Here is a 23,209-nt window from a genome sequence, read left to right on the forward strand (position 1 = left end):
ACCATTCCTCCCAATACGCGCGCCCAGCACCTCAAACAGCATTGGGTTTATTACGGGGATAAATGTCATTCTACCTCGATGTATCCTTGACAGTCTTCATTTTGCCATTTTTTCCCAATCGTCACCTCTGCACGCAGAGATGACGAGCCACCAAACTTCAACTTGTCCGCGTTCGCGAATTGCTGACGAGCCTGGCCCGGTTCGAGCGTGGCGGAATCGAGGGCTGCCGCACGCGCAGAACCTTTCATCGGCGGCGTCTCACGCCAACCGCGAGTCTTCAGCCCTGCGTCCGCGCCGACCGATCACATGCTCAGAATGTGATCGTGCCTCACCACCAATACGGCCAGCGCCATCCCTCATAGCGCACATAGGACGGCACCAGCGGCGGGCCGTAGGGATCGACGCGGTCGTCCTCGGGGCGATAGCGATAGCGCGGAACGACATTGTAATCCCACGGCGTCGGCCTCAGCACGGGCGCCGTGACGACGAGCCGCTCTTGCGGCGCGCGAACGACGACGGCTTTCCGCGTCCGCGCTTCCGCACCTGATGTTGCAAGGCTGCTCAGCACCAGGGCGGTGCCGAGTGCGCAGGCGGCGGTCATTTTTGTCATGCGTTGGTCTCCTTCGCGCAAAGAGTGCAAAAGGACGCGGGGCAAGGCAAGCGAATTTCGCGCGACGAGGCGCGCGCTCGGGCTACGGGGAAGGCTTGCGAAAGCCTATCCCGCATCAACGCCCTCCGGCACCGGCCCCGCGACGAGCCCGTCGAGACTGACCATCAGCAAATCGGCGATGTGCATCAGCTGGTACAGCGGGATGTCCGCCTCGCCCTGCTCCACCAGTGCCACGAAGGCGGGCGTGACACCCAGGCGCTCGGCGAGCTGGGCCTCGGTATAGCCGCGGGTCTCGCGTGCGGCTCTGACGCGCGCGCCGATGCCGAGGCGGTGCCGGGCCTGCTCGTCCGCGGTCATCATCGCGGCCTGCTCGTCCGCGCTCGCATAGCCGTCCGCGAACGCGCCGCCGATCAGCCGCTCCTTGCGCCAGGCGAGCCGGCAGCCCTTGCGCAGGCCGCTCGAGAAGATCAGCGAAAATTGCTCCGGCACCCATGCAGAGCTGTTCAGAGCCACGCGCGCGCCGGTGCCGGAGACATCGCGGATCGTACAGGGCACGCTGACAATGCTGCCGGTGCCGTTGTCGAACTCGATCATGCCGGTGCGCAACGTGTGATGCCTGACTGCGGCGCGATGATCGCTCATGACAGCTCCCGTAAGCTTGCGGCGGCGTCGAGCCGCGGATCGACGCCGCCGTGATCGGAGCAAGCTACCGCAGAATTTTTCCGCTATCCCTAAACTTGGTGCGGTCCGGCCGGGACCCGCTGCTATGGTAAAGGATGCGTCACCTAGTTCTTCAATGCGCCCACGGCGTCGAGCAGCAGCATGTCGCGGTGGGACTCGCAGAAGCGCGACAGCTTGTTCCCATTCCGCTCCAGCTGCTGTGTATCGAGCACCGGATTGTTGCGCCGCCCCGCATAGAAGCCGCTCAGCCAGATGTTAACGCTACGAGTGTGGGTGATGCGCTGGGTGATGTATTGATCGCACGTGATCTTCGACACGTCGACCATCACCTGGGCCTCGGCCTGCGAGGCCATCAGCGTTGCGGCAAGCAGCGCGGCTGCAGCCGCTCTGAACGGGACCATCACATTTTCCTGACGCGCCAAGGTCCAATGATCGCGCTGAGGGCCGTTGATCCAGATCAACGGCTGCCGACCTGTCGCGCAGCCCTCGCAGCATCGGCTGAAAAATCAGCCGCCGCGTTCATCGTTCAACAGCGCGAGCGCCCGCGGGATTTGGTCGCGGTCGGTAACCAGCACGTATTCCTGTCGCGCCAGGCTGGCGCCACTCGCAACCACGACCGCTTGCTTCGGGCAAAGGCCGAAGCATCCGGTCGAAATCAGCTTGGCCGGCTTGGTGCCGTCGCGCTTCTTCGCCTTCAGTTCGGATTTCAGTGCGCGCCTGACGTCGCGGCCCTCATTGCTGCGCTCAAGGCACTTCCGGCACACCAGGACCGGGGCCGCGCGGCGCGGTCGCACGATCATCGGACTTGCAGATTTCGGGGACTTTTCGGGCATGGAGAACCTATAGGAGCGTTCCGTTCATATAGGGATGGAACCGCGATCTCGCCGCCGTGCGGCGGCACGTCGGTCAAGCGCCTTCGCGCCGCTACTCCCGCGCGCGGCGCAACGCCTCCTGCAGCTTCATGCGCTGCTTGTCCCAGCGCGCCTCCTCCGCCGCGGCGCGCTCATCCAGCGCGGCCCGCTCGGCGTCGATCTCCTCCGCCTTCGCGTCGTGCTGCCGCCTCGCCTTGTCCAGCGCCGCTTCCGCGATGGCGACCGCCTTGTCGCGGCGGGCGCGCGCCTTGGCGCGGGCGGCCTCCTCCTTGCGGCGCTCGGCATCGCGCCGCCGCTCCTCCTTCTCGAATGCCGCAGCGGCCTTGCGGGCGGCCTGATCGTCGATCTTGCCGGATGATTTGTTGGCGGCCTTGGCCGGACGCTTCGTCGATCGCGTCTTGCTCCTGGCCTTGCGTCTGGGCCTGGCGTGGTCATCGACGAGATCGGTGGGCAGCTCGGCGCTTTCGGTGAACGGCCCGTCCGATCCCACGGGGCGCCTGAGCACGACACCTGGCTTGGCCATGGTCGCCGCGACGATATCGGGATCGTCAGTCTCCTTCGCCGCGCCCTGATGAAACAGATTGGAGCTGGCGCCCCAGGCCTCGAGCGCCGCCTTCATCGAAGGCGCGGCGATGGCCTGGTCGTAGAAGCCGAGCGAGGTCTGGTAGGTCTTCAGCTTTCGTTTCGGTTTTGCTGGCATGTGGTCCCGCAATCTCGACTGCCGGCGCAGCCTAGCCCGGATGGAGCGCAGCGCAATCCGGGTCTTGTCTCGGAAGGGTGAAATCCCGGATGACGCTTGCGCTCCATCCGGCTGCGCACTCCTCGCGGACGAGCGGCACCATCGCATCATGCCACTGTTTTGCCCGACGCATCAGAACATTATTCGGCACAACCGAAAACACGAGCCTTATCAAGGCCGCCTCTACTGTGCATGGGGTTGTTTTCGAGATTCGATGTGTCGGAGGCGTTGAGGCAGCTCAAGTCGCAAGGGCGACATTGCCTCATGGATCAAGCCGGTCGCCAGGATCGCGGCAAACGCATAGGCTCGCGCCCGTCAACGACTCACGGAGGCATCACCATGAACGGCAATCGCCATTACGGCGTCCGCGTCGAGGGCGCGAAATACGGCGTCGGCTTCGGCTCGGCGCTCGCCATCGCGATCTCCTACACCAACAACCATTCGATACTGTGGGCGATCATCCACGGCATCCTGGGCTGGTTCTACGTGATCTTCGCCGCGCTGTTTCGGTGATATCGCACCGGCGGGCGATGGCGATTGCAGGCCGGTGGCAGCTTTCCCTTGCTTTCCTCGATCCCGCCCCTACGGTCGCGCCGCGAACGAAGCGTGAGACGAGAGAAGGGTTCAACGAGACTTGCCATGACCGACACGATGAAATGCCCCGCCTGCAGCTCTGAGCACGCCTATCAGGACCGCGATCTCTGGGTCTGCCCGGAATGCGGCCATGAATGGAGCGGTGCGGCGGAGGCGGCGGCGGACACCGCGCAGGACGCGGGCGTGCGCGATGCCAACGGCAATGTGCTCGCTGACGGCGACAGCGTCATCGTGATCAAGGATCTCAAGATCAAGGGCTCCTCCTCGGTGGTGAAGGGCGGCACCAAGGTGCGTAACATCCGCCTGCAGGACGCCAGCGACGGCCACAACATCGCCTGCAAGATCGACGGCATCGGCGCGATGAACCTGAAGTCGGAGTTCGTGAAGAAGGCGTAGCTCGCGCTTAGCTTTGCCGCTGCGCCAGATAGAACCCGCACAGCACCGTCACCAGCCCCGCGGCCTGCAGCATCGTCGGCGGCTCACCGAGCAGCAGCCAGCCGGTGAGCAGCGTCAGCGCCGGCACGCAGGCCGGAAACACCGCGGCGCGGGCAACGCCGAGGCGCTGGACCGAGACGGCGTAGAGATAGAGCGCGGCGGGGCCCGCGAGCACGCCCTGCGCCAGCGCCTGGATCGCATTCTCGGTCACGCCGATCGCCGCAACATGGGCGAGGCCGACGGTTGCGATGTAGACCGGCAGCAGCAGCAGCGACAGCACGTTGATGACCAGCGCGGCCGACACGGCCGAGACGCGCCAGTGGCGCAGAGCTGCGCCGAAGCCGGCGAACATCAATCCGGTGAGCACGAAGATCAAATCGCCGAGCACGCCGTCGGCCCCGATATGGCCGATCGATTCCGCGCCGATCACACCGAGCCCGCCGACGATGACGACGGCGCCGGCAAGGCGCGAGGCGGAGATGTGCTCCTTCAGCACCACCGCCGCGAGCAGCAGGCCGCCGAGCGTCGCGCAGGAGGGCTGGATCACGCTGCCATGGCCGAGCGGCACGAACAGGAAGCCGGTGTAGGAGATCAGCGACATCACGGGGCCGCCGAGCACCATCAGCACAAGGCCCCTGCTCCAGCCGATACCGCAGAGATCGGAAATGCCGGCCCGGAACACCAGCGGCAGGAACGCGATCCCCGACCAGACATAGCGATGCACCAGGAGATCGACCGGCGTGAAGCCGAGCTTGAGGCCATGCCGCGTTGCGGCAAAGCCGAGCGCCCAGAACAGCGCCGCGGCAAGGCCGCAAGTTACGCCGACCAGTGCCGGCGCCGCATCCTTGTTCTGAGATAGAGCGTCGGCGCCGCTCGTCCGCTGATCCATGGACCAAGCCTTATGTCAGCGTGTAAATCGGCTCAACCCACGCGGCTGCAGGGCTGGCACGCAGCGACGATTGTGGGGCCCACGCATCACGCCTCCTGTTCGAAGACCATCCGCCATCCCTTGCGCGTATCCATGTATTCCCGCACCTGCCGGATCCGGTCGCCCGCCACCGTGAACACGAAGCAATAGTCGTTCTCGTAGGGCTTGCCGCCGGCCAATGTGGCGCGCATCCGTTCCTCCACGATCACGACGTCGCCGTCGGCGTAGACGCCGCGGAACGCGATATCGATGTTCGAGAACATCTTGTGCATCTCCTGCGCGATGAAACGCGCGATCTGGTGCGGTCCCACCATGTGGTCGGTGTGATCGAGCGCGACGGCGGTGGCATTGCCCTTCGGCGCGATCCATTCGGCATCGTCGGTGAACAATGCGGCGATGCGCTCGGCATCGCGCGACGAAAAGATCTTCCACGCGTTCAGGACGATCTCTTTCGGGCTGGACATGATGCGCTCCCTCATTTCATTGAGGGTCGCCTTCTAGGCCGCGATGCGCCTTGCAGCTCGCCACAATCGGACTCGGTCATCCCGCAGCCCTTCCGCCGCTGCCGTCATGCGTTATGATCCGGCCATGCTGAGCTTCGATGTCTGCAACGCCGCGCGCCTGCGCCGCGATCCCCGTTATGACGGCCGCTTCTTCACGGCGGTGAAGACCACGGGCATCTATTGCCGCCCGGTCTGTCCGGCCAAGCATCCGCTGACGCGCAACGTCGCCTATTATCCGACGGCAGCGGCGGCCGAAGCCGCCGGCTTCCGGCCCTGCCTGCGCTGCCGGCCCGAGACTGCGCCGTTCTGCCCGGCCTGGAACGGCACGCGCTCCACGGTGGCGCGGGCCGTCAAGCTGATCGATGACGGCGCGCTCGACGAAGGCTCGGTGGTCGATCTGGCGATGCGGCTCGGCATCTCGTCGCGTCATCTGGCGCGCCTGTTCGAGCGCCACGTCGGCGCCACGCCGCAGCAGCTCGCCAGGACGCTACGCGTCCAGCGCGCCAAGCGCCTGCTCGACGCCGGCGACGACAGCATGACCGATATCGCATTCCAGGCCGGCTTCGGCAGCGTGCGCAGATTCAACGCCGCCTTCGCCGAACTCTACGGCCGCTCGCCGTCAAGCCTGCGCGCGCGGAGAGCTTAGCGCGCCGCTGGAAGTCGCTCAGAAAAATCCGGGGCTGAGATCGAGGCCGTAGGTCAGGCTCAGCACGAACACGAACAAAGCGGCGGCGGCGAACAAAGCTGTCTGCTTGAGAATGAACGCACGCGGCGACGTGGTGGCGGCAACGACTTTCTGTGCAACGGGCATAATGGCCTCCATTATGATTTCAAAATTGGCCGCAACAATGCGGCGGCCGCATCAAGCAACGCGACGTGCAAAGCAACTGTTAAAAGGATCAAGCCCGTTATGAACGGGCATACATCACCGGCACATTCACGCGAACTTGTTCGCGGCCGGATTCTCAATCAGCGCATCGGTGTCAATTCATCGTGCCGAGACATTTGCACGATGCGCGAGCAGCGTCGATTTCGATCACGTGGTGCAGATGGGTCCCGCCTCTCCGCGGAACCCATCTGCCGTTCACGATGTCAGCTTAGTGGGCCACGCCAACGGTCGCGGTCTTCACCTTGCGAGGGCTGAGCACCTTCGTCTGGTGGACCGAGGCCAGCGTGGTCGGCGCAGCGGTCTGCTGCTCGACATGCGCGGCGCCGAGGACGCGAACCTGCAAGGGCGAGACCGGAAATCCATTGGTCTCGTAAGTCGGCAGTTCGGCGGCGAAAGCCGCGGTGCTGCCTGCGATCGTCAGGATGGCGGCGGCGATCGACAGAGTCTTCTTGTTCATTGGTGATGCTCCTGAGTGGAAGAGTCGGAGCATATTTAGGCGCGTTTTGCTGCGTTGCGACATGCTTTGTTGCATTGCAACAGCGCGTGCTGTGCATGGCGATATGTTTAATGCGTACAACGCGTTGGCCGAATCACCGCCGGCCGCGACATGACGGTTTTATGGACGGTGCTCAGCCACCGAGCACATTGCCCCAGCCATCGAAGAGATAGGCCTTCCAGGCCACGGTTCCGTCCTCGCCCGGGCGACTGGCCTGGCGGTAATCGTCGGCCTGGTCAGCGGTCCAGGTGATGATCGTGTCCGTGATGCGATCGTGCAGAATGGCGGGCTCGGTGGGATCGAAGGCGTCCATGGGACGAAGCGAGGAATGCGTCATGGCCGACCAAACGCGCCAGCCGCAACAAAGTTGCGGCAACGCATCAGCAAGACGCCCTCATCAAGCGGATGATGCCCGCCCCGCACTCCGTCATCGATGCCGTGGTGCGACGCCCTATTTCAACGCGGTCGCCAGCGCTTGCAGCTTTGCGACGAGATTGGTGCCGAGCGCATAGATGATCTCGATGATCGCGAGCGCGATGCCGGCTGCGATCAGGCCGTATTCGATCGCGGTGGCGCCGGATTCATCGGCGACGAATTCAGCCCATTTGCATTTCAACTTCACAATCGTGTCCTTCCCAACTCTGCCGGAACGGCCGGCAGGCGAGAAATGCACGAGCACAATCCAAGATTGAGTGAATTCGATCGCTTCAAGTTGACGACAATGAACGCCGCATTTGCTGGTGATTCCGTTGAAAACCGCAGTGGGGAACCCGCGTTGCAGCTTGGCAACACCTCCGCGAAAAGCCCGATTTCGCCGAATTACGCCATTGCGTCGCCACACGGTCCTCCGAACAATCGAGGCGCTGCGTGCCTTTCCGTGCAAGACTGTTTTTGCATCATGACTGTTCCGACAAAGCGTGTCCGAACAGAACCGTTTGGAGGCAGGGATCATGAACGATCGGCGGTCTCTTCTGGTGGCGGTCGCGTGCCCCTCGGCCGTTCTCGCCGGCTGGCTGGCGCTTTCCCTCTCCACCTATGCCCCTGCCCTCATTGAGAACAGCGGCGCCAATGCGGCTGCCGTGTCGCGCGCGAAGGATCTCAGCCGGCTCGACCTCGCCGACGTCCCGCACGCTGCGACGATCGAGGACGGCATCGCCTTGACCGCCGACATCGCGGCTGCCGTCGCTGCGGCACCGGCCCCGACGATCACTGAAGCGGTGCCCGAGCCTCCCGCCATCAAGCTCGCTTCGGCAGATCCGGTGCTGATCCTTCCGACGGAGACGCCGCCCGCGCCGCAGATATCGCCCGAACCAGAGCCCGTCATCAGCGAGGCTGCTCCAGTTGCAGCGCCGGCACCCGTCAAGCTCGCATCCGCCGATCCCACCGAGATCGTGACGACCGACGCGCTGTCCCCCGCGGCGATCGCGAGCGGCCCCGTCACGCCTGCGAGCAAGGCATCGCCGCCGGCCGACACCGTCGCCGTGCTCGACGAATGCTTCGTCATGGATGCCTGCATCGACCGCTACCTCTGGGCGCTCTATCAGCGCACCGCAAAAGAGGACTCGATCAAGGTCCAGGAGCGCCGCGCCGTCACTGTCAAGCGCAAGGGCAAGACGGTCACTGTGATGCGCAGCTTCACCAAGCTGGTCGACCAGGATTTCACCTGGAAGGATCCGAAGGCGGCCGAGCACGCCGGCATGTCGATGATGGACTACGTCATCGGCGGCATGGACAAGAGCTTCAAGCGGAAACTGTTCCGCACGCTGCTCGCCGCGGAAGCCGCCGGCCTCTCGCCCGGCATCACCAGCGCGTTCCGTGACGATTATCGCCAGTCGATCGCGAGCGGCCTGAAGGCCGCCTCCGACCGCTCCTATCACGGCGGCAGCACGCGCGGCGGCTACGGCCATGGCATGGCGGCGGATATTGTCAGCACCCAGGGCAATAACCGCGCGCAGCGCTGGGTCTCGACGGAAATTCTGTGGAAGTGGGTCGACGCCAACGGCAAGGCCTACGGCATCGGCCGGCCCTATCTCGGCCGCGATCCGCCGCATGTCGGCCCGGTCGACGGCGCTGAATACATCTCAAAGCGTGGCACGAGCGAGCGCAAGGAAGTCGCCAGCGCCAAATCGAAGAAGACGCGGACTGTTGCGAGCGCCAAGCCGTCAAAGGCCCAAAAGGCACAAGCCGCGCGCGAGCAGAAGAGCCCGGCCAAGCCGCAGAAGTCGGCGCAATCGACGGGCAAGCGCGCGACCTGAGACGGTTACGGCGCGCGTCCCGGCGTCGGCAGTGGAACGAGCCGCATCTCAGCCGTGCCAGCCTCCTGCGTGCGCACCAGCACCGCAAAGATGGTCTCGACCGCCAGCCGCACCGCGGCCTCCGTCGCCTCGCCCTTGGCCAGATGCGCGGCGATCAGGCCCGTGAGGAGATCACCGGTGCCGTAGGGGCGGATCGGCAGGCGCAGCGTCGCAAAGCGCGACAATTGCCCGTCGGCGCACAGGATCGTCTCCACCTGCCCTTCGAGCGTATCGGTGAGCGTGCAGCCGGTGGCGACGATCTCGATGCGGCCGATCCCCGCCAACGCTGTACACGCCGCGCGCAGGCCCTGCGCATCCGCGATCGTAAGGCCTGAGAGCAGCTCGAGCTCGAACTGGTTCGGCGTCGCCAGATTTGCGGCCGGCAGCAGTCGGTGCCGGACGACGTCCAAAATGCCGTCGGCGACATAGACGCGGCCATCATCGCCGATCACGGGATCGCAGAGATAGACGAGCTTGGAATTCCGCGTGAGCGCCCGCTCGACGAAATCGGCGATGACGGCGGCGTTGCCCGGCGAGCCGAGATAGCCCGTCACCAGCACGGCCGCTTCGTCAACTAGCCCGCGCTCCTCCACACCCGTCAGAAGATCGGCAACGAGCTCGGTCTCCAGCACCCGCCCGTGCAGGCTCGGATAGCGCGGATGGTTGGACAGCACGGTCGTCGGCACCGCCGCAACGTTCACGCCCTCCGCCTGGATGGCATAGGCGGCCGCGCTGTTGCCGACATGGCCGTGGACCACCTGGCTTTGAATGGAGATGACGAGCATGAAAGAGGTCCGTAGGGACAAACGACGGGCGATGCAAGTGTAGCCCGTCTCCGCCCCGCGAGCACGCGCCGCCCGCACTTCAGCGTCGCGCCAGCTCGCCGAGGTAAGCGCAGAACATGTCGGCCAGCCCGTCGGCATGACGCGCGATCTCGGCCTCGCTGCGCGGCGTCTCCGAAAACCGCTTGCCGACCTCGCTCAGCGTCGTCTTGATGAGCTCGCCGGCGAGCGCACGGGTCGCCTCCGAGGCTTTCGGCAGCGCTTCCCGCATGAACGCCGCGATGATCCCCTCACCGGCGGCTCGCGCGTCCTGCGCCTCGGGCGCGTCGCGATAGAGCGGCGCCGCATCGCTGAGCGCGCCGCGGATCGCAGCCTCCTCGCACTCGGACAGAATGAAGGCGTGGACCAGCGCGCGCAGCCGCACCGGCGGCGGCTTCGCCCGGTCTTCGAGGATATCGCGCAAGAGATCACTCGTGCGCCGCCACTCGTCGCTCTGGAGACGGAACAGGATCGCGGCCTTGTTCGGAAAATATTGGTAGAGCGAGCCGACGCTCACCCCGGCCCGCTCCGCCACCCGCGCCGTGGTGAAACGCTGCGCGCCCTCCTTCGCCAGGACCTGAACAGCGGCATCGAGAATGGCCGCGACAAGCTCGCTGGAGCGGGCCTGTTGCGGCTGTTTTCGTGAGGAAATTGAACGGCTTCGACGCTCGGCCATGGCTCACTCAGGCAATGCGAATAGGAAATGCGACTAATTAGTCGTATTTCACTCGGCACGCAAGCACGCGTTTCTTCGCCAACTCTGGAGACCTCGAATGACCACCCCGACCATCACATCGCTTGCGCCGCTGCTAGACCGCCTGTTCGACGCGGCCGAGGCAGCAAACGGCGCAACGCGCGCCGCCGTCGCAGATTTGTCCGACGCAGACCGGGCGCGCTTGATGCGCAGCAAGACCGAGTATCGCGACCTCTACGGACGCCTGAAGGACGCACCGCTCGCGGTCTCGCGCGAGACAGGCCAACTGCTCTACATGCTGGCACGCAGTTCCCGCGCCAGGGTGATCGTCGAGTTCGGCACGTCGTTCGGCATCTCGACGCTGCACCTTGCCGCAGGCCTGCGCGACAATGGCGGCGGCCACCTCATCACCAGCGAGTTCGAGCCGTCCAAGGCGGCGCGGGCAAGGGAAAACCTCATCGCCGGCGGCTTGATCGATCTGGTCGAAATCCGTGAAGGCGACGCGCTGAAGACGCTCAGCGCCGATCTGCCCGATGCGATCGACCTCGTGCTGCTCGACGGCGCCAAGGCGCTCTATCCGGAGATCCTTGATCTGCTGGAAGGCCATCTCGGACCGGGTGCGATCATCGTCGCCGACAATGCCGACGACAGCCCGGACTATCTGGCGCGGGTGCGCGCGCCCGGCAGCGGCTACATGTCCACGCCCTTCGCCGAAGACGTCGAACTCTCCGTGCGGATCAGCTGACACCGGTCGAAACGCCACGAAATTTTGGAGCCGCCGCGCTGTTCACCACGCGGCGGCTCCATGCTGCGTCACGGGTGTCGCAGCCTCGTCACTCACACGTGATACCTCGTCCTGGCCAAAGCCGCGCCCGGCGTGCTAAACATACCTACCGCGCGGTATCTTTCTTATCGCCCCCGCGCCGGAGTTGATCATGACCTCCGCCTTCAATGCCTACGCAGCGCTCGCCCTCGCCATCATTCTCGAGGTCACGGCGTCCGCCTTCCTGCAGCAATCCGCGCAGTTCACCCGGCCGTGGCCGACGCTGGCGATGGTGCTGTTCTATGTCGCCTCGTTCTATGCGCTGTCGGTGGCGATCCGCGTCATCCCCTTGAGCATCGCCTATGCGATCTGGGGCGGGGTCGGCATCATCCTGACGGCGACCGTCTCCTTCGTGCTGTTCCGCCAGATGCTGGACGCCGCGGCCTTCGTCGGCATCGCGTTGATCGTATCCGGGGTCGTGGTCATCAACCTGTTCTCGCAGGCCAGTGTGCATTGATGGCGGAAAGCCGCTACACCCGCGCCAAGCAGCCGGTGCAGGTCCGGCGCGCCCTGCTCGACTGTGCCGCGGCGATCGCCATGGACCACGGCGTCGCCGGCGTCACGGTGCAGGCGGTCGCAGTCGCAGCCGGCGTCACCAAGGGCGGGCTGTTTCACCATTTTGGCAGCAAGCAGGCGCTGATCGAGGGCCTGTTTGCCGACCTGCTCGCGCGCGTCGATGCCGAGATCGACGCCGCGATTGAAGCCGACCCGAAACCAAACGGCAGCTTCACGCGGGCCTATGTGAATGCCGTGTTCACCGGCAAGGCCTTCGGCTTCGCGACCCCATGGGCGGCGTTGAGCATGGTCGTCGTCACCGATCCGCCGCTGCGCCGGCTCTGGAACGACTGGATCAAGGCGCGCCTTAAGCGTCATCGCACGACCGACGACGCGCCCGATCTGCAAATCGTGCGCCTCGCCGCCGACGGCGCATGGCTCTCCTATGTCACGACGGGACAGACGCGGATGAGCGCCGAGCTACGCGCCGTGCACGCACGGCTGCTCGCGCAGACCTATCGGCGCAGATAGCAGCCCCGCACGTCCTACTGGCTCTGCACGGGCTTGGGCGGACGCGATGCGGATCGCGCGGGCTTCTTGGCGGGCTTGGTAGCAGCGCGCGGCGGCGGAGTATCGACTGACTCAAGATACGCCGCGAGCGCCTTGGCCGAGTCCGAGCTGGTCGCGTAATGATCCCTGAGAAACCAGGACAGCGTCAGGCTGAAGCGACCCTTGGCAAGGCCGCGCGGACTGCGATGGCAGGTCGCACAGCCCTCAGCGAAGAGCTTTGCGGGCGGCTTGCCGGCGTCGAGATTTTGCGCGGCGGCGACCGTCACCGTCAGAACAGCGGCGGCTGCAACGGTCATCACGGACACGATCCGGTCGCGCCCCGATCGAAACAGCGATCTCAAATGCCGTCCTCTCGCCCGCCCTTCGGTCACGCCGCCGACAGCTGATCGAAGTCCGGCGGTTCGTAGGCCTTGCCGTCCTGGTCGGTGATGACGACCCGCCACCCCTCGCTCGCCCACACCTTCGCCTTCGCCACGATGAGCAGCCGGCTCTCTCGGGCGAAACTGTACTTCTCGTTGTCGCGTTCTGCGATCATTTTGTAGGCCAATTCGCATCCCCTTGCGTCGCCCTGCACCCGGCCTCCTCGTGGCAGCGGGCTTTGGCGGCAATTCGCCGGGAGCGTGGCAATTTGGTGCCATCCGCAGGCATGGCGCCGATGATCGGCCGGCGACCGGTGTCGAGCCGTGCCCCGCTGGGATGCGATTCCAACCCATCGCAGGTTTCCCCCTGCGACGACGGCGCCGTCTACCAGCCGTGCTGGACCATGGCGTGCCCGATCGACCGCCGGGGGCGGCCCGTCACGGCAGCAACGGAACCGATCGTCCCATGGCCGAGCCCCCGCTAGTGCACGCGGATGATGTGGGGTCGGCCGAGATCGATCAGCCCCTGCACCGCGGAGAGGCGGTCGTCGAGCGCTGCGATGGTAAGCAGCAGGTTGTTGCGACGCTCGTCGAGCATGCCCATCTCGGCGCCGGTGAGCTTTGTGCTCGTCCGTTCCTTGTGGATCCCTTCGAGGGATTCGCGGAGCCCGGCAATCAGGCCGGTCAGCTGTTTGGCCTCCTTCGTCATCGAACGCTTCGCGACATTTTGGCGGCGCGTCTCCGCCTGGCTCTGTCTCATATCATCCTCCCGTGCCCCGCTGCCCCGAGTGGATGCTTACAGCTTTGGATAGACATGTTACGATCGATGAAATCTGCCCGCGAAGATCTGTCTTAAATTGTAAAGGCCTCCACACGGCAAAGAAAAAGCCCGGCATCAGGGCCGGGCTTTTCTTTGCAAAGCTAGTGCTTTTGATGTCCGCCAGCAGGGCCGCCCGCCGGGGCGCCGCCGCCACGCGGGGCGGCATTGATATGCGGAGCTCCGCCCCCGCCGCCGTGCGGCATGGCAGGCGCGGCCGCGCGCGGCGCAGGCATCTGCGCACGGGCACTCATCGGCGAACCATGGCTCACGCTTGGCTGGGCGACATGCGGCGTCGCGGGACGCGCTGAAGGCGCGGCCACACGCGGCGCTTCATGTGCGCGCGCCATCGGCTGCGCGCGCACCGGAGCGCGGGCCTGCACATTGGTCCGCTCATGCGCGATGCGCTCACTTGGTCCAACGCGGGCCCGGTCGGGCGTAACCGCAGCGCCGCGCTTGGCGTTCGCAGCGTCGCGCCTCGCGATCGTGGCGTCGCGCTTCGCGATCGCCGCATCGCGCTGTGTAGTCGCGGCGTCACGTGTTGAGATCGCGGCGGCTCCCTTGCCGCGCACACCGCTGCGTTCGAGCGCAATCGCTGCGTCGCGCGTTGCCGCTCGGCCAATGCGGGCCGCGCGCGGATCGATCGTCATCCGCGTCGCGACGCTCTGATGCGAGGTCCAGTAATTATTCCAATAGGCGTGGCGTCGATACCAGGGACGTCCCCCATAGTAACTCGACCAATACGAGGTCAGCACGAAGGGAACGACGGGCACGTCGATCTCGTCGACATAGTCGGGGAGATAGACGTAGTGATTGCGATAGAGATATTCGAGATATTGCGACGACACCCAGCCGCGATCATCGGAGAAGCTGACGTCGCACCAGGCATTGCCGCGCAGGCAGCCATGGATGTTGACGCGGGCGCCCCCGGGGACGCGATCGACCAGGGGAAAGCCTGAACCCGGCCCGGCGCGCAGGCCGGTCGAGACGGTGACGATGCCCGGCGCGGCCAATGCGGCTGTTGGGACCAGCAAAAATGTTACAACTAAAGCGGTTCTGAACTTCATGGCGCATTCCTCCTTTGAGAGGCGGAACGCGCCAGCGGAACAGGCGTTCCGTGTGAGTCGCCGTATCCGTCGAAAGATTGAAGCGCGGTGCAGGACGCGGTTCAATATTCATCCGCCGTTCATCGACATGCGCAGACGCAGCTCGACCGTCACTTGATCCGCAACATGAACCCGTCGAAGTAGGACGCGAGCCCGGCATAGTCATCGAGCGGCAGTACGCTTGCGACATACTGGTCGGGCCGCACCACAACCGTGCAGCCCGCCTTCCGATCGATGCCGCGCATCGCAAAGACGTCGTGGCCGCTCTTGAGGTCCGGACAGAACATTTTCTCGTAATCATACAAGCCATAACCGCCCTTGCTTGGGAGCAACATGGGCGGCATTGCCTCGATCGCGAGCTCTCGATGATCCTGCTGAAACACTGCGCGCAGATCGATTACGCTGTCGATGTCGAGATTTCTGGACGTATATCGCCGGATCGGCGATTCCCGGGACTCGGCGAGAAAATTGCACAAGCGACGAATGGCCGAGTCCGAGGCAGCTGGGTTCTCAGCAGGCGAGAACGCGTAGATCCGAAAACGACCGTCGGCCTGCGCGGCATGACCCAAATGCATCGGCTTTGCGTCCGCAAGTCGGATCACGGGCGCCGAGTGGAAGCGCTTGCCGATGATGAATCCCTCTGCGAGATGCTGATGCGAGCCTGCGCCGGTAAGAAGCGACGGCGCGTAATGTGTCGCCGTGCCCGCGGTGTAGCGGCCATGCCTGACAAAATAGTCCTGCGTCTTGGCAGCATCGGCGCCGCCCGCTTTTGCTGACGAAGCCAAAATCCCCGCCCACTCGCGATCGAAATCGATCAGCTCTTTCGCAACCGCCTGACGCTCCGCCGAATAGGAATGCAGCAGGCTCGGAGCGCACTGCTTCCGGAGGACGGCGGCAAGCTTCCAGCCCAGATTGAAGGCGTCCTGCATCGAGACGTTCATGCCCTGCCCTGCCTTCGGACTATGGGTATGGCAGGCATCGCCGGCGATGAAGATGCGCGGCAGGCGCGTTGCGATCTCGGCCTCCGGCACGTCGTCGAACTTGTCGGCGAGACGCTGGCCGATCTCGTAGACCGACCACCAGGCGATCTCCTTCACGTCGAGCGTGTGGGGCTTCAGGATCCGCTGCGCTTTCGCAATCACGTCATCGGCGGTGATGTTGCGGCTGGCGACGCGCTCGCCGACATCGAGCTTGGCGAGCTCGACATAGATGCGGACCATGTAGCCGCCTTCGCGCGGAATGATCAGCAGGCTGCCGTCCTTCGCCGATTGGATCAGCGACTTGAAGCGGATGTCCGGAAAATCGGTCACCGCCAGCACGTCCATCACGCCCCAGGCGTGGTTGGCGGAATCGCCGTGCAGCTCGCGCCCGATCGACTTGCGCACGGTGCTGCGCGCGCCATCGCAGCCGACGACATAGCGCGCCTTGATCGTCTCGACCTTGCCCTCGCCTCCGGCATCGACGCGTTCGAGGCGCACGGTCACGGCATGGTCGGCTGGACCTGCAGCCGGATCGACCTCGAGGTCGAGCAGGCGGCGGCTGTAATGAGGCTCGAGCTTGGCCGGCGATTTCCGCATCACGTCGAGAAAGCCGTCATGGATGCGCGCCTGGTTGAGGATGACATGCGGGAATTCGGACAGGCCGTCCTCGACGTCCTGCACCCTTCCGCTGCGGACGATGGTCTCGGGCTGGCGCTCGTCCGGCTTCCAGAACGTCGTCTCGTTGACCCAATAGGCCTCCTTCAGCACGCGCTCGCTGAAGCCGTAGGCGTGAAACATTTCCATGGTGCGGCAGGCGATACCGTCGGCCTGACCGACCAGCAAGCGATCCGGCTTCTGCTCGACGATGCAGGTCTTGATGTCAGGAAATTGCGCGAGCTGGGCGGCGAGCGTGAGGCCGGCAGGGCCACAGCCGACGATGAGGACATCGACCTCGCCAGGCACGGCGCCCGCCGCGCCCGGGGCCTGAACGCGCTCGGCGGGGTCGGCGATGTCAGGGTCGCCCGGCTGAAATCCATTCAGATGGAATTGCATGAGCCTCTCCCGTCAACCCTCTGTTTTGATATTGCTCAGTATGCTGACTATCAGTATGCTTGTCAACGATCGCCTCCGAGGAGAATTCGGTGAAAGACAACAACGACATGCCCGGGCATCTGGCGCGCCGGTTCCAGCAGATCGCCGTCGCGGTATTCCTGGCCGAGGTCGAGGATGCCGGCTTCGATCTCACGCCGGTGCAATACGCCGCGCTTGCGACCATCAAGGCCAATCCGGGGCTCGACCAGGTGACGCTTGCAGGGCTGATCGCCTATGACCGCACCACCATCACCGGCGTGATCGACCGCCTCGTGCAGAAGGGACTGGCCGAGCGCCGCGCTTCCAGCCGCGATCGCCGCGCCCGCGAACTCGAGATCACCGACGAGGGCCGGCGCACGCTGCGCAAGATCACCCCGGCCGTGGAATCGGCCCAGCGTATCCTGCTGCGTGGCCTCAGTGCGAAAGAGGGCGAGGATCTGATGCGGCTGCTGCGCAAGGCGATTGCCGCCGGCAACGATCTGAGCCGCGCGCCGCTCCGCGATCTGCAGGCATGATCCGGTATTTTGTACGTAATTGTCGCAGGCCTGCGAAACCAGGAACTAACCTTCGGCTGTTACGGTCGGCAACATTCTGCGCTTAACGCGCGATTAACTTTGCCGGTCGGGAGATCAGGATGTTCAGGTTCCTCATTGCGGCAGCGGCCATCGGGCTCTCGACCGGTCATGCGCTCGCAAATGGCCATGGCGGCGGCGATGCCCCTCCTCCGCCCAAGCCCGAGGCGACGACCGCACCGGCGAAGGTGGTCCTGACCAAGCAGGGTCCCAAACTCGTCGATCTCAAGGGCATGACGCTCTACACTTACGAGCGCGACACCACGGGAAAGACGTCGAACTGCAACGGCAAATGCACCGAGAGCTGGGTGCCGCTCGCCGCGACGGCCGACGCCAAGGCGGTCGGCGACTTCACCGTGATCAGCCGCAACGACGGCAGCAGGATGTGGGCGTACCGCTATCGCCCGCTCTACACCTCCCCCGCCGACAAGACGCCAGGTGAAGCCAACGGCACCGCCACCACGCTGCAATGGCGCATCGCGCGGCCTGAGAATTAGAGCGAGATCGTCACCGGTTGTCGCGACCGGTCGGGCCGGCCAGTTCGGTCGGAACGGGCCTGAAGGCCGGCATATCTGCGCTCGGCTGAAGCGGCTTGATCTCGGCATTCACCACCACGGGCCCGGTCGCGAACCAGAGCACCGCCACGGCCGCGATTGCCAATCCCGCGCCAAGCGCCGCAAGCTCTTTCATGTCTCCGTCCCGCGCGATCAGTTGCTGAGGATGACGCCATGCTGGTGGCGCGACGGATGATCAGCATCGACCAGCGCGTTCGGATCGGTCGCGATCACGGCTTCCGGTAGCGGCATCGGCTCGAGGCCGGCGAAGCGGCGGTAGATCGCGCCCATGACAGCCCCGCAGAATGCTGCTGGCACCACGAGAAAGGCAAGCAGTGGCACCGCGAACGCCAGCAACAGCATACAGGCGAACGCCGCAACGCCGCCAATCGCCGCGTACTCCCACGCGTTGCGGCGGCTCATCGCTCGCGTGGCGTGGTGAACGCAGAGCATGAAGATGCCCGAAGGAATGACAGAGATAACCATCATGACCATGAAGGTCTGCGCCGGGATCACCGCCGCGAAGATATGTGCGGTGCTCTTGTCGCCGAAACCGTTCATCAGCAGCGGCACCAACGTGTAGGGCAGCAGAGTTGCGAGCACCGTCGGTATCAGCGCGGCGATGACGATGCCCGCGAAGGACGTGCGGACGCGGACCGGCCCGTTGAACGCCAGCGGCGGCGGCTTTCCTGACGCGTCGGCAGCGGAAGCATCCACGGCCGCGCGCGCAACAGGGCTCAGCCCGGCGAACTGGCCGTAGAGGAAGCCACCGATCATTCCCGCCATGGTCGGCAACAGTCCGATCGTCATCACTGTGCCGTCGCCGGGCGCCGTCAGCTGGATGTGGTTGCGGATCGCAATGCCGTAGCTCACCGCCGCCATGACGCCGCCCATCAGGCCGTAGGCGAGCCGGCTGGAGACCGTCCATTGCCGCAGCACAATATGTCCGGCGAACAGCAAGGCGGCGTTCATCGCCATGCGGCCGGCATACAGCACCAGGATTTGATCCGGCGCGGGCACCCCCACCGGATCGGTCACCTGTCCGCCCGCGAGGGCGTAGACCAGCAGCACGGCTTCGACGATGGCCAGCGGAATCAGCGCTGCGAACAACGCGCGCGGCGAATTCTTCACGAGATACATGCGAGCAACCCCTTGCTCGCTGCACGCTAGGCGCGAGACGTTAGAGACCGCGCAAGACAATGGCTAAAATTGTCCGCAAGAGCGCGCCGGACGTGCACGTCGGCGAGCCTTCACCCGCGCCAGCGCGCGCCCGTCCCGGCCTGCGCGTTCTGTCCCGGCGGCAGCACCACGACCATCGAATTGAGCTTCACCCGGTCGTAGAGATCGATCACGTCCTCGTTGCGCATCCGGATGCAGCCGGACGAGATCGCCTGCCCGATATATTCGGGCTGGTTGGTGCCATGAATGCGGTAGAGCGTGTCCTTGTTGCCGGAATAGAGATAGATGCCCCGCGCGCCCAAGGGATTGGCAGGACCGCCGGGAACGCGCGCCGGATACGGCCCGAGCCGCGCCTGGATATCTGCTGTCGGAACCCAGTCCGGCCATTCCGCCAGACGGCCGACCCGTGCGACGCCGGAGAACGCCATGGCTTCCTCGCCGACAGCAACGCCGTAGCGGATCGCCTTGCCACCAGGCAGCACGTAATAGAGGTAGCGCGCGTCGGTATCGACCAGGATGGTGCCCGGCTGCTCCTTGCGCTGGTAGTCGACGACGTGACGGAGATATTGCTCGGGCACGTTCGCTTGCGCGTAAGGCGTATGCGCAAGCAACTGCCGGTCGCGCGGCGTCATGCTCGCGTCGGTCGACGGCGAAAGCGTTGCCTGCATGCAGCCGCCCAGCGGCAGCAAGGCAACGACGAACAAAGCGATTAAAGATCTTGGCACCGCCGGCCCCCGATAGCGGATAGCAGCGCCCCCAGCCTCCCCAGATGCTGCCAAAATCGTGCTGAAAACAAGGCAGCGCGGAACACGTGCGCGTGTTCAACAAAAGGGGTTCCATCACCACAAACGGCGGAAGAGCGTCGCACCATCTCCATCCCCTCGCCTTGCTTTGGTCAAACCCGGCTGGACTCGTGCGTCATCGTGCGAGGCTCATCCGGTTGGGATGGACTCACCCCAACAGATCGGCTCGCGCCAATGCGGACGACCAGTATTTCAAGCGCCCGGCCTTCGAACACCGGGCTTCAAAGGAGCTGCGATGCTCGCGACGCTGAACCCCAAGCAAATCGTCGATGAGATCGTGAAGGACACGGTCAAGGACAACGATCCGCACGACGCGATTCAGATTTCGCCCGACATTGTACTGGCCTCGCGCCCCATCAGCGTTGCGCCCGCGCTGGCGCCTGACATTGCGACACGTCCGGAGCCGAAATTCGCGCCGGAGCCCAAAGCCTCGCTCGAGCGCAAGATCTCTATTGAGCCCAAGTTCAGTCCCGTCTCGGCGCCGCAGGCGGCGCCCCCGCCCTCTGTCGACACGGCCGTCCGTGTCGCGGCGAGCGATGGTCTCGGTCCGCGGAAGCGATCCGCCGCGGGCAAGTGGCTGCGCGGCGCTTTCGTCACGTTTCTGTTTGCAGGCGGCAGTGCGGCCGCCACCATCGCCTGGCAGAAGCACGGCGACACCGCCAAACAGATGCTCGCCGAATGGACGCCGGCATTGGAGTCGCTGCTGCCGTCGGCATCGCAGACCGCGCCGGTCGCTGCCGCACAGGCCGCACCGCCCGCGGAGCAGGCCGCCCCGCCCGTAGCGCAAGCGGCAACCGATCAAGCGGCCGATCAATCTGCAACACCGCCCGCAGTCCAGGTCGCGGCAGCTGCGCCCGCAGCGACGCAGCCCGATACTGCACAGCCCGATACTGCACAGTCAGTGCAATCGATGACGCGCGACCTGGCCGCGATGGCGCAGCAGATCGAATCGCTCAAGGCCAACATCGCCGAGTTGAAGGCCGGACAGGAGCAGATGGCGCGCGAGATGGCAAAACCGCCTGCGCCGAAGCCGGTAGCAGAGGTCAAGCCTGTTGATCCGCGCGCACGCACTGCTGCGGTCCCACCGCGAGCTCCGTCACCGCCGCCGGTTCGCAAACCGAAACCGGTCGTGTCGCACACCTACATGCCGGCCTATTCGCCCGCGCCGCTCGCAGCTCCGCCGCCGCCGCAGGCTGCCGCGGTGCCGCCGCCGGCCGCACCTGTTACCACGACTCAAGCCGTTGCCGATGACGACGGACCGATCGTGCGTCCACCGATGCCGTTGCGCTAGGACTGAGACCGCGTAGAGCAGCACGGCGCGTTGCGACAACGTCGCGTAGGCTGTCCGAGTCGATGTGATGCGTTGAGTCCGGAGAAATACGGAAAGCGATTCTTCTCGCTCAAGAGAAAAGGCCGTCGGGATCTATGCCGGCGGCCTTCTCTTGCAGCTGCCGGTTCCCGGAGCCCGGTTCTGCTGCAATTCCATGCCTTAAGATCGCGCCAACATGTTTAATTAAATGTTAAGGCCATCACACGTTGCACATCATTTCTGCGCCATAAGCACAGAGATTGCGCGGTCCGTTCATCGGTAGATGTCGACTCAGTGGTACCATCCGACATGTGTTGAGACTTCCATTGAAGCTCATCTCGTCACACCGGGGAATTCGGATGCCGTACTACTCTTTCGATCTTGTGGTTGGTGGAGAGTTCAGGAACCAGGGCGGAATCATCCTCGAAGACATCGAGGTTGCCTCCGATCGCGCCGACCAGCTCGCCACCGAGCTGTCGCAGGTGAAGCCGGAGCTGCAGCAAAAGGGTTGCGCGGTGCGCGTCACCGATCGCGACGACAACGAGCTTTACCGCACGCCGCTCGATCCCGTGCCGGCCTGGCGCCGCTGACTACTCATCAAGCGCCGGCGGCTCGAACCAGTTCGTCAGCGACAATCCGCCGTCGACGACGAAGGCTGCGCCGGTGACGTAAGCGGAGAGCTTGTTCGACAATACGGTGAGCGCCATCGGCGCAAGGTCATTGGCCTCGCCCAGACGCCCGAGCGGAATGTGCCGCGCCAGCGCGGGGTCCGCAACGAACCCGCCGGCGGCGATCGCGCCGGGCACCAGCGCATTGACGCGGATGTCGTGGCGGCCGAACGTCTTGGCCAACTCCTTCACCAGCATCGCCATCGCCGCCTTCGCCGTCGAATAATGCGGCAGGTTGCGCGGCGTGCCCGCATGCAGCGAGGTGAGAAACAGGAACGAGCCCGGCCGCTTCGCCGCGATCAGCCGCTTTGCGAGTTCGCGCGCCAGGTAAAAGCCGGCATCGAGATTGACGGCATGCATCTGCTGCCAGATCCTGTGATCGACCGCGAGCGCATGATCGGCCTCTCGCCGCGGCGGCGATGCGCTGTGGACGAAATGCGTGATCCCGCCCAACGCTGCGTCCGCGGCGGCAAGCAGCGCGTCGCACGCATCCAATTCGGCGAGATCGCCGACCCAGGGCACCGCCAGCTCGGGCCTCTTGCTCGCGCCGATCGCAGCGCTCACGCGCTCTACGCTGATGTCGGCGAACACGGTCCGGACGCCCTCGCCAACCAGGGCCTGCGCGATGGCGCGCCCGATGCCGTTGCCCGCGCCGGTGACGAGCGCTGTGTCGCGGGCAGGATCGAACGGCGTGCTGAACAGGCTCATGTCGCTCTCCGAGGCCGGGATACGGGCCACGATAGCGCACCGCGCCGGGGCGCGACAAATTCGCCCCGATACCATTGCGGAGCAGCCCGGCGGACGCTAGCCTCCCAAAAAAATGGAGGAGATACCAAGGATGCGCTACGGTTTCCTGATGGCTGGCCTGTTGCTGATCGCCGCTCCGGCCCAGGCCGAGGACCATCTACGCTCGACCTATGTGACCCTGGTCCTGCAGGCCTTTGCCACCAAGGTCGAATGCCCGGGCACGGACGTCGTCTACCAGGATCTCGTGCAGAAGGCGGCGCAGATGAAGCTGCCCGACGGCACCACTGAGAAGGTGCGCAAGGCGATTGCCTGGATGCACACCGGCGGCAAGATGGGCGAGAAGCAGGACGACGATCTGATGGCCGAGGTCGCGGTGGCGACCCAGGCGACCGATCTCAACCAGCGCCGCCTCGGCATGCCCAACTGGTGCGAGGCCCAGAAGACCAACCTCGCTGGCCTGATCCGGGCCAAGGGCGGCTAGCAAGCCGGCTGTCGCGGCGTTAAGCACACCGCGGCGGAACCCTCGTTTCGGCCAATAATCGTCACATTCCTCGCCAGCATGCGGGCTCCTTTCGCACA

General features: G+C 65.0%; 35 protein-coding genes. 12 read left to right on the forward strand and 23 right to left on the reverse strand.

What is annotated here, in order from left to right:
• Positions 1-65: 65 nt before the first annotated feature.
• From GA0061098_RS43750 to GA0061098_RS14400, 6 genes are all read right to left on the reverse strand, one after another.
• The gene (locus GA0061098_RS43750) at positions 66-248 is read right to left on the reverse strand and encodes a hypothetical protein (protein ID WP_129590859.1); all 183 of its coding nucleotides are present in this window, start codon (positions 246-248) and stop codon (positions 66-68) included.
• A gap of 80 nt (positions 249-328) precedes the next feature.
• Positions 329-610 carry a hypothetical protein gene (locus GA0061098_RS14380; protein WP_091956901.1) on the reverse strand — a complete coding sequence of 94 codons (282 nt, stop codon included), beginning with the start codon at positions 608-610 and terminating at the stop codon, positions 329-331.
• A 105-nt stretch (positions 611-715) separates the two neighbouring features.
• Entirely contained in the window at positions 716-1,252 is a 537-nt protein-coding gene (locus GA0061098_RS14385) for a helix-turn-helix domain-containing protein (RefSeq protein ID WP_091956902.1), read from the reverse strand.
• A gap of 143 nt (positions 1,253-1,395) precedes the next feature.
• Entirely contained in the window at positions 1,396-1,752 is a 357-nt protein-coding gene (locus GA0061098_RS14390; protein ID WP_245323316.1) for an HdeA/HdeB family chaperone, read from the reverse strand.
• A gap of 45 nt (positions 1,753-1,797) precedes the next feature.
• Positions 1,798-2,091 (reverse strand): (2Fe-2S) ferredoxin domain-containing protein, encoded by a 294-nt coding sequence (locus GA0061098_RS14395; RefSeq protein WP_245323317.1) that lies wholly within the window; start codon positions 2,089-2,091, stop codon positions 1,798-1,800.
• 124 nt (positions 2,092-2,215) lie between these two features.
• Positions 2,216-2,863 carry a cell envelope biogenesis protein TolA gene (locus tag GA0061098_RS14400; RefSeq protein WP_091956904.1) on the reverse strand — a complete coding sequence of 216 codons (648 nt, stop codon included), beginning with the start codon at positions 2,861-2,863 and terminating at the stop codon, positions 2,216-2,218.
• Positions 2,864-3,241: 378 nt separating this feature from the next.
• Between GA0061098_RS14400 and GA0061098_RS44960 the strand changes: the two genes are divergently transcribed.
• On the forward strand, positions 3,242-3,415 hold the full coding sequence (locus tag GA0061098_RS44960; protein WP_165637358.1) for a hypothetical protein: 174 nt from the start codon (positions 3,242-3,244) through the stop codon (positions 3,413-3,415).
• A 126-nt stretch (positions 3,416-3,541) separates the two neighbouring features.
• Positions 3,542-3,892, forward strand: a complete 351-nt coding sequence (locus tag GA0061098_RS14410) for a zinc ribbon domain-containing protein YjdM (protein WP_018322971.1) — start codon at positions 3,542-3,544, stop codon at positions 3,890-3,892.
• A gap of 7 nt (positions 3,893-3,899) precedes the next feature.
• On the opposite strand, the gene GA0061098_RS14415 is transcribed toward GA0061098_RS14410, so the two are convergent.
• Together GA0061098_RS14415 and GA0061098_RS14420 are read right to left on the reverse strand one after the other, a co-directional pair.
• On the reverse strand, positions 3,900-4,820 hold the full coding sequence (locus tag GA0061098_RS14415) for a DMT family transporter (RefSeq protein WP_091956906.1): 921 nt from the start codon (positions 4,818-4,820) through the stop codon (positions 3,900-3,902).
• Between the two features lie 86 nt (positions 4,821-4,906).
• A complete protein-coding gene (locus GA0061098_RS14420; protein ID WP_091956989.1) occupies positions 4,907-5,323 on the reverse strand; it encodes a nuclear transport factor 2 family protein in 417 nt (138 codons plus the stop codon).
• 124 nt (positions 5,324-5,447) lie between these two features.
• Between GA0061098_RS14420 and GA0061098_RS14425 the strand changes: the two genes are divergently transcribed.
• Positions 5,448-6,008, forward strand: coding sequence for a bifunctional transcriptional activator/DNA repair enzyme AdaA (locus GA0061098_RS14425; protein ID WP_091956990.1), 561 nt, complete (start codon positions 5,448-5,450; stop codon positions 6,006-6,008).
• 18 nt (positions 6,009-6,026) lie between these two features.
• On the opposite strand, the gene GA0061098_RS44965 is transcribed toward GA0061098_RS14425, so the two are convergent.
• The 4 genes from GA0061098_RS44965 to GA0061098_RS14440 all read right to left on the reverse strand — a co-directional run bounded on the left by GA0061098_RS44965 (position 6,027) and on the right by GA0061098_RS14440 (position 7,363).
• A complete protein-coding gene (locus GA0061098_RS44965; protein WP_165637328.1) occupies positions 6,027-6,185 on the reverse strand; it encodes a hypothetical protein in 159 nt (52 codons plus the stop codon).
• Positions 6,186-6,459: 274 nt separating this feature from the next.
• On the reverse strand, positions 6,460-6,708 hold the full coding sequence (locus GA0061098_RS14430) for a hypothetical protein (protein ID WP_091956907.1): 249 nt from the start codon (positions 6,706-6,708) through the stop codon (positions 6,460-6,462).
• 172 nt (positions 6,709-6,880) lie between these two features.
• Positions 6,881-7,084, reverse strand: a complete 204-nt coding sequence (locus GA0061098_RS14435) for a hypothetical protein (protein ID WP_091956908.1) — start codon at positions 7,082-7,084, stop codon at positions 6,881-6,883.
• 114 nt (positions 7,085-7,198) lie between these two features.
• Entirely contained in the window at positions 7,199-7,363 is a 165-nt protein-coding gene (locus GA0061098_RS14440; RefSeq protein WP_028144887.1) for a Flp family type IVb pilin, read from the reverse strand.
• Between the two features lie 334 nt (positions 7,364-7,697).
• Here GA0061098_RS14440 and GA0061098_RS14445 point away from each other — a divergent pair, with 334 nt between their 5' ends.
• The gene (locus tag GA0061098_RS14445; RefSeq protein ID WP_091956909.1) at positions 7,698-9,002 is read left to right on the forward strand and encodes a M15 family metallopeptidase domain-containing protein; all 1,305 of its coding nucleotides are present in this window, start codon (positions 7,698-7,700) and stop codon (positions 9,000-9,002) included.
• A gap of 5 nt (positions 9,003-9,007) precedes the next feature.
• On the opposite strand, the gene pdxY is transcribed toward GA0061098_RS14445, so the two are convergent.
• Both pdxY and GA0061098_RS14455 read right to left on the reverse strand, forming a co-directional pair.
• A complete protein-coding gene (pdxY, locus tag GA0061098_RS14450) occupies positions 9,008-9,826 on the reverse strand; it encodes a pyridoxal kinase (RefSeq protein ID WP_091956910.1) in 819 nt (272 codons plus the stop codon).
• Between the two features lie 79 nt (positions 9,827-9,905).
• Entirely contained in the window at positions 9,906-10,538 is a 633-nt protein-coding gene (locus GA0061098_RS14455; protein ID WP_091956911.1) for a TetR/AcrR family transcriptional regulator, read from the reverse strand.
• 97 nt (positions 10,539-10,635) lie between these two features.
• On the opposite strand from GA0061098_RS14455, the gene GA0061098_RS14460 reads away from it, so the two are divergent.
• The 3 genes from GA0061098_RS14460 (at position 10,636) to GA0061098_RS14470 (ending at position 12,405) form a co-directional block, all read left to right on the forward strand.
• A complete protein-coding gene (locus tag GA0061098_RS14460) occupies positions 10,636-11,301 on the forward strand; it encodes an O-methyltransferase (protein ID WP_091956912.1) in 666 nt (221 codons plus the stop codon).
• A 190-nt stretch (positions 11,302-11,491) separates the two neighbouring features.
• Positions 11,492-11,836 carry a DMT family transporter gene (locus GA0061098_RS14465; RefSeq protein ID WP_091956991.1) on the forward strand — a complete coding sequence of 115 codons (345 nt, stop codon included), beginning with the start codon at positions 11,492-11,494 and terminating at the stop codon, positions 11,834-11,836.
• A complete protein-coding gene (locus GA0061098_RS14470) occupies positions 11,836-12,405 on the forward strand; it encodes a TetR/AcrR family transcriptional regulator (protein ID WP_091956913.1) in 570 nt (189 codons plus the stop codon). Before GA0061098_RS14465 ends, GA0061098_RS14470 begins: the two co-directional genes overlap by 1 nt.
• A gap of 14 nt (positions 12,406-12,419) precedes the next feature.
• Here the strand turns inward: GA0061098_RS14470 and GA0061098_RS14475 are convergent, their stop codons facing one another.
• The 5 genes from GA0061098_RS14475 to GA0061098_RS14495 form a co-directional block, all read right to left on the reverse strand.
• Positions 12,420-12,740 (reverse strand): hypothetical protein, encoded by a 321-nt coding sequence (locus GA0061098_RS14475; protein WP_028144894.1) that lies wholly within the window; start codon positions 12,738-12,740, stop codon positions 12,420-12,422.
• Between the two features lie 71 nt (positions 12,741-12,811).
• Positions 12,812-13,018, reverse strand: coding sequence for a hypothetical protein (locus GA0061098_RS44970; RefSeq protein WP_165637359.1), 207 nt, complete (start codon positions 13,016-13,018; stop codon positions 12,812-12,814).
• Positions 13,019-13,284: 266 nt separating this feature from the next.
• Positions 13,285-13,512, reverse strand: coding sequence for a hypothetical protein (locus GA0061098_RS14485; RefSeq protein ID WP_244550826.1), 228 nt, complete (start codon positions 13,510-13,512; stop codon positions 13,285-13,287).
• A gap of 212 nt (positions 13,513-13,724) precedes the next feature.
• Positions 13,725-14,687: an SH3 domain-containing protein gene (locus GA0061098_RS14490; RefSeq protein WP_091956915.1), complete on the reverse strand. Its 963-nt coding sequence runs from the start codon at positions 14,685-14,687 to the stop codon at positions 13,725-13,727.
• A gap of 149 nt (positions 14,688-14,836) precedes the next feature.
• On the reverse strand, positions 14,837-16,759 hold the full coding sequence (locus tag GA0061098_RS14495) for an FAD-binding monooxygenase (protein WP_091956916.1): 1,923 nt from the start codon (positions 16,757-16,759) through the stop codon (positions 14,837-14,839).
• Positions 16,760-16,848: 89 nt separating this feature from the next.
• Between GA0061098_RS14495 and GA0061098_RS14500 the strand changes: the two genes are divergently transcribed.
• Together GA0061098_RS14500 and GA0061098_RS14505 are read left to right on the forward strand one after the other, a co-directional pair.
• Positions 16,849-17,313: a MarR family winged helix-turn-helix transcriptional regulator gene (locus GA0061098_RS14500; RefSeq protein ID WP_028144898.1), complete on the forward strand. Its 465-nt coding sequence runs from the start codon at positions 16,849-16,851 to the stop codon at positions 17,311-17,313.
• Positions 17,314-17,432: 119 nt separating this feature from the next.
• On the forward strand, positions 17,433-17,867 hold the full coding sequence (locus GA0061098_RS14505; protein ID WP_091956917.1) for a COG4315 family predicted lipoprotein: 435 nt from the start codon (positions 17,433-17,435) through the stop codon (positions 17,865-17,867).
• Positions 17,868-17,877: 10 nt separating this feature from the next.
• On the opposite strand, the gene GA0061098_RS14510 is transcribed toward GA0061098_RS14505, so the two are convergent.
• From GA0061098_RS14510 to GA0061098_RS14520, 3 genes are all read right to left on the reverse strand, one after another.
• Complete coding sequence (locus GA0061098_RS14510; RefSeq protein ID WP_091956918.1) at positions 17,878-18,060, reverse strand: hypothetical protein; 183 nt, start codon at positions 18,058-18,060, stop codon at positions 17,878-17,880.
• A 17-nt stretch (positions 18,061-18,077) separates the two neighbouring features.
• Positions 18,078-19,064, reverse strand: a complete 987-nt coding sequence (locus tag GA0061098_RS14515) for a hypothetical protein (RefSeq protein WP_091956919.1) — start codon at positions 19,062-19,064, stop codon at positions 18,078-18,080.
• Positions 19,065-19,174: 110 nt separating this feature from the next.
• Positions 19,175-19,771, reverse strand: a complete 597-nt coding sequence (locus tag GA0061098_RS14520) for a L,D-transpeptidase (RefSeq protein WP_165637370.1) — start codon at positions 19,769-19,771, stop codon at positions 19,175-19,177.
• A gap of 370 nt (positions 19,772-20,141) precedes the next feature.
• Between GA0061098_RS14520 and GA0061098_RS14525 the strand changes: the two genes are divergently transcribed.
• Positions 20,142-21,197, forward strand: a complete 1,056-nt coding sequence (locus GA0061098_RS14525; protein ID WP_091956921.1) for a hypothetical protein — start codon at positions 20,142-20,144, stop codon at positions 21,195-21,197.
• Positions 21,198-21,574: 377 nt separating this feature from the next.
• Entirely contained in the window at positions 21,575-21,805 is a 231-nt protein-coding gene (locus GA0061098_RS14530) for a DUF6894 family protein (protein WP_018322949.1), read from the forward strand.
• Here GA0061098_RS14530 and GA0061098_RS14535 read toward each other — a convergent pair whose 3' ends face one another.
• Positions 21,806-22,591 (reverse strand): SDR family NAD(P)-dependent oxidoreductase, encoded by a 786-nt coding sequence (locus GA0061098_RS14535; RefSeq protein ID WP_091956992.1) that lies wholly within the window; start codon positions 22,589-22,591, stop codon positions 21,806-21,808.
• A gap of 130 nt (positions 22,592-22,721) precedes the next feature.
• On the opposite strand from GA0061098_RS14535, the gene GA0061098_RS14540 reads away from it, so the two are divergent.
• Complete coding sequence (locus tag GA0061098_RS14540) at positions 22,722-23,111, forward strand: hypothetical protein (protein ID WP_091956922.1); 390 nt, start codon at positions 22,722-22,724, stop codon at positions 23,109-23,111.
• Positions 23,112-23,209: the final 98 nt, after the last annotated feature.

Origin of the sequence: Bradyrhizobium shewense, from assembly GCF_900094605.1 — a bacterium.
Taxonomy (GTDB): domain Bacteria; phylum Pseudomonadota; class Alphaproteobacteria; order Rhizobiales; family Xanthobacteraceae; genus Bradyrhizobium; species Bradyrhizobium shewense.

Coding starts and splice junctions, on each gene's coding strand:
- GA0061098_RS43750 (WP_129590859.1), bottom strand. CDS start 248: ATGAAAGGTTCTGCGCGTGCGGCAGCCCTCGATTCCGCCACGCTCGAA.
- GA0061098_RS14380 (WP_091956901.1), bottom strand. CDS start 610: ATGACAAAAATGACCGCCGCCTGCGCACTCGGCACCGCCCTGGTGCTG.
- GA0061098_RS14385 (WP_091956902.1), bottom strand. CDS start 1,252: ATGAGCGATCATCGCGCCGCAGTCAGGCATCACACGTTGCGCACCGGC.
- GA0061098_RS14395 (WP_245323317.1), bottom strand. CDS start 2,091: ATGATCGTGCGACCGCGCCGCGCGGCCCCGGTCCTGGTGTGCCGGAAG.
- GA0061098_RS14400 (WP_091956904.1), bottom strand. CDS start 2,863: ATGCCAGCAAAACCGAAACGAAAGCTGAAGACCTACCAGACCTCGCTC.
- GA0061098_RS44960 (WP_165637358.1), top strand. CDS start 3,242: ATGAACGGCAATCGCCATTACGGCGTCCGCGTCGAGGGCGCGAAATAC.
- GA0061098_RS14410 (WP_018322971.1), top strand. CDS start 3,542: ATGACCGACACGATGAAATGCCCCGCCTGCAGCTCTGAGCACGCCTAT.
- GA0061098_RS14415 (WP_091956906.1), bottom strand. CDS start 4,820: ATGGATCAGCGGACGAGCGGCGCCGACGCTCTATCTCAGAACAAGGAT.
- GA0061098_RS14420 (WP_091956989.1), bottom strand. CDS start 5,323: ATGTCCAGCCCGAAAGAGATCGTCCTGAACGCGTGGAAGATCTTTTCG.
- GA0061098_RS14425 (WP_091956990.1), top strand. CDS start 5,448: ATGCTGAGCTTCGATGTCTGCAACGCCGCGCGCCTGCGCCGCGATCCC.
- GA0061098_RS44965 (WP_165637328.1), bottom strand. CDS start 6,185: ATGGAGGCCATTATGCCCGTTGCACAGAAAGTCGTTGCCGCCACCACG.
- GA0061098_RS14430 (WP_091956907.1), bottom strand. CDS start 6,708: ATGAACAAGAAGACTCTGTCGATCGCCGCCGCCATCCTGACGATCGCA.
- GA0061098_RS14435 (WP_091956908.1), bottom strand. CDS start 7,084: ATGACGCATTCCTCGCTTCGTCCCATGGACGCCTTCGATCCCACCGAG.
- GA0061098_RS14445 (WP_091956909.1), top strand. CDS start 7,698: ATGAACGATCGGCGGTCTCTTCTGGTGGCGGTCGCGTGCCCCTCGGCC.
- pdxY (WP_091956910.1), bottom strand. CDS start 9,826: ATGCTCGTCATCTCCATTCAAAGCCAGGTGGTCCACGGCCATGTCGGC.
- GA0061098_RS14455 (WP_091956911.1), bottom strand. CDS start 10,538: ATGGCCGAGCGTCGAAGCCGTTCAATTTCCTCACGAAAACAGCCGCAA.
- GA0061098_RS14460 (WP_091956912.1), top strand. CDS start 10,636: ATGACCACCCCGACCATCACATCGCTTGCGCCGCTGCTAGACCGCCTG.
- GA0061098_RS14465 (WP_091956991.1), top strand. CDS start 11,492: ATGACCTCCGCCTTCAATGCCTACGCAGCGCTCGCCCTCGCCATCATT.
- GA0061098_RS14470 (WP_091956913.1), top strand. CDS start 11,836: ATGGCGGAAAGCCGCTACACCCGCGCCAAGCAGCCGGTGCAGGTCCGG.
- GA0061098_RS14475 (WP_028144894.1), bottom strand. CDS start 12,740: ATGACCGTTGCAGCCGCCGCTGTTCTGACGGTGACGGTCGCCGCCGCG.
- GA0061098_RS14485 (WP_244550826.1), bottom strand. CDS start 13,512: ATGACGAAGGAGGCCAAACAGCTGACCGGCCTGATTGCCGGGCTCCGC.
- GA0061098_RS14490 (WP_091956915.1), bottom strand. CDS start 14,687: ATGAAGTTCAGAACCGCTTTAGTTGTAACATTTTTGCTGGTCCCAACA.
- GA0061098_RS14495 (WP_091956916.1), bottom strand. CDS start 16,759: ATGCAATTCCATCTGAATGGATTTCAGCCGGGCGACCCTGACATCGCC.
- GA0061098_RS14505 (WP_091956917.1), top strand. CDS start 17,433: ATGTTCAGGTTCCTCATTGCGGCAGCGGCCATCGGGCTCTCGACCGGT.
- GA0061098_RS14510 (WP_091956918.1), bottom strand. CDS start 18,060: ATGAAAGAGCTTGCGGCGCTTGGCGCGGGATTGGCAATCGCGGCCGTG.
- GA0061098_RS14515 (WP_091956919.1), bottom strand. CDS start 19,064: ATGTATCTCGTGAAGAATTCGCCGCGCGCGTTGTTCGCAGCGCTGATT.
- GA0061098_RS14520 (WP_165637370.1), bottom strand. CDS start 19,771: ATGCAGGCAACGCTTTCGCCGTCGACCGACGCGAGCATGACGCCGCGC.
- GA0061098_RS14525 (WP_091956921.1), top strand. CDS start 20,142: ATGCTCGCGACGCTGAACCCCAAGCAAATCGTCGATGAGATCGTGAAG.
- GA0061098_RS14530 (WP_018322949.1), top strand. CDS start 21,575: ATGCCGTACTACTCTTTCGATCTTGTGGTTGGTGGAGAGTTCAGGAAC.
- GA0061098_RS14535 (WP_091956992.1), bottom strand. CDS start 22,591: ATGAGCCTGTTCAGCACGCCGTTCGATCCTGCCCGCGACACAGCGCTC.
- GA0061098_RS14540 (WP_091956922.1), top strand. CDS start 22,722: ATGCGCTACGGTTTCCTGATGGCTGGCCTGTTGCTGATCGCCGCTCCG.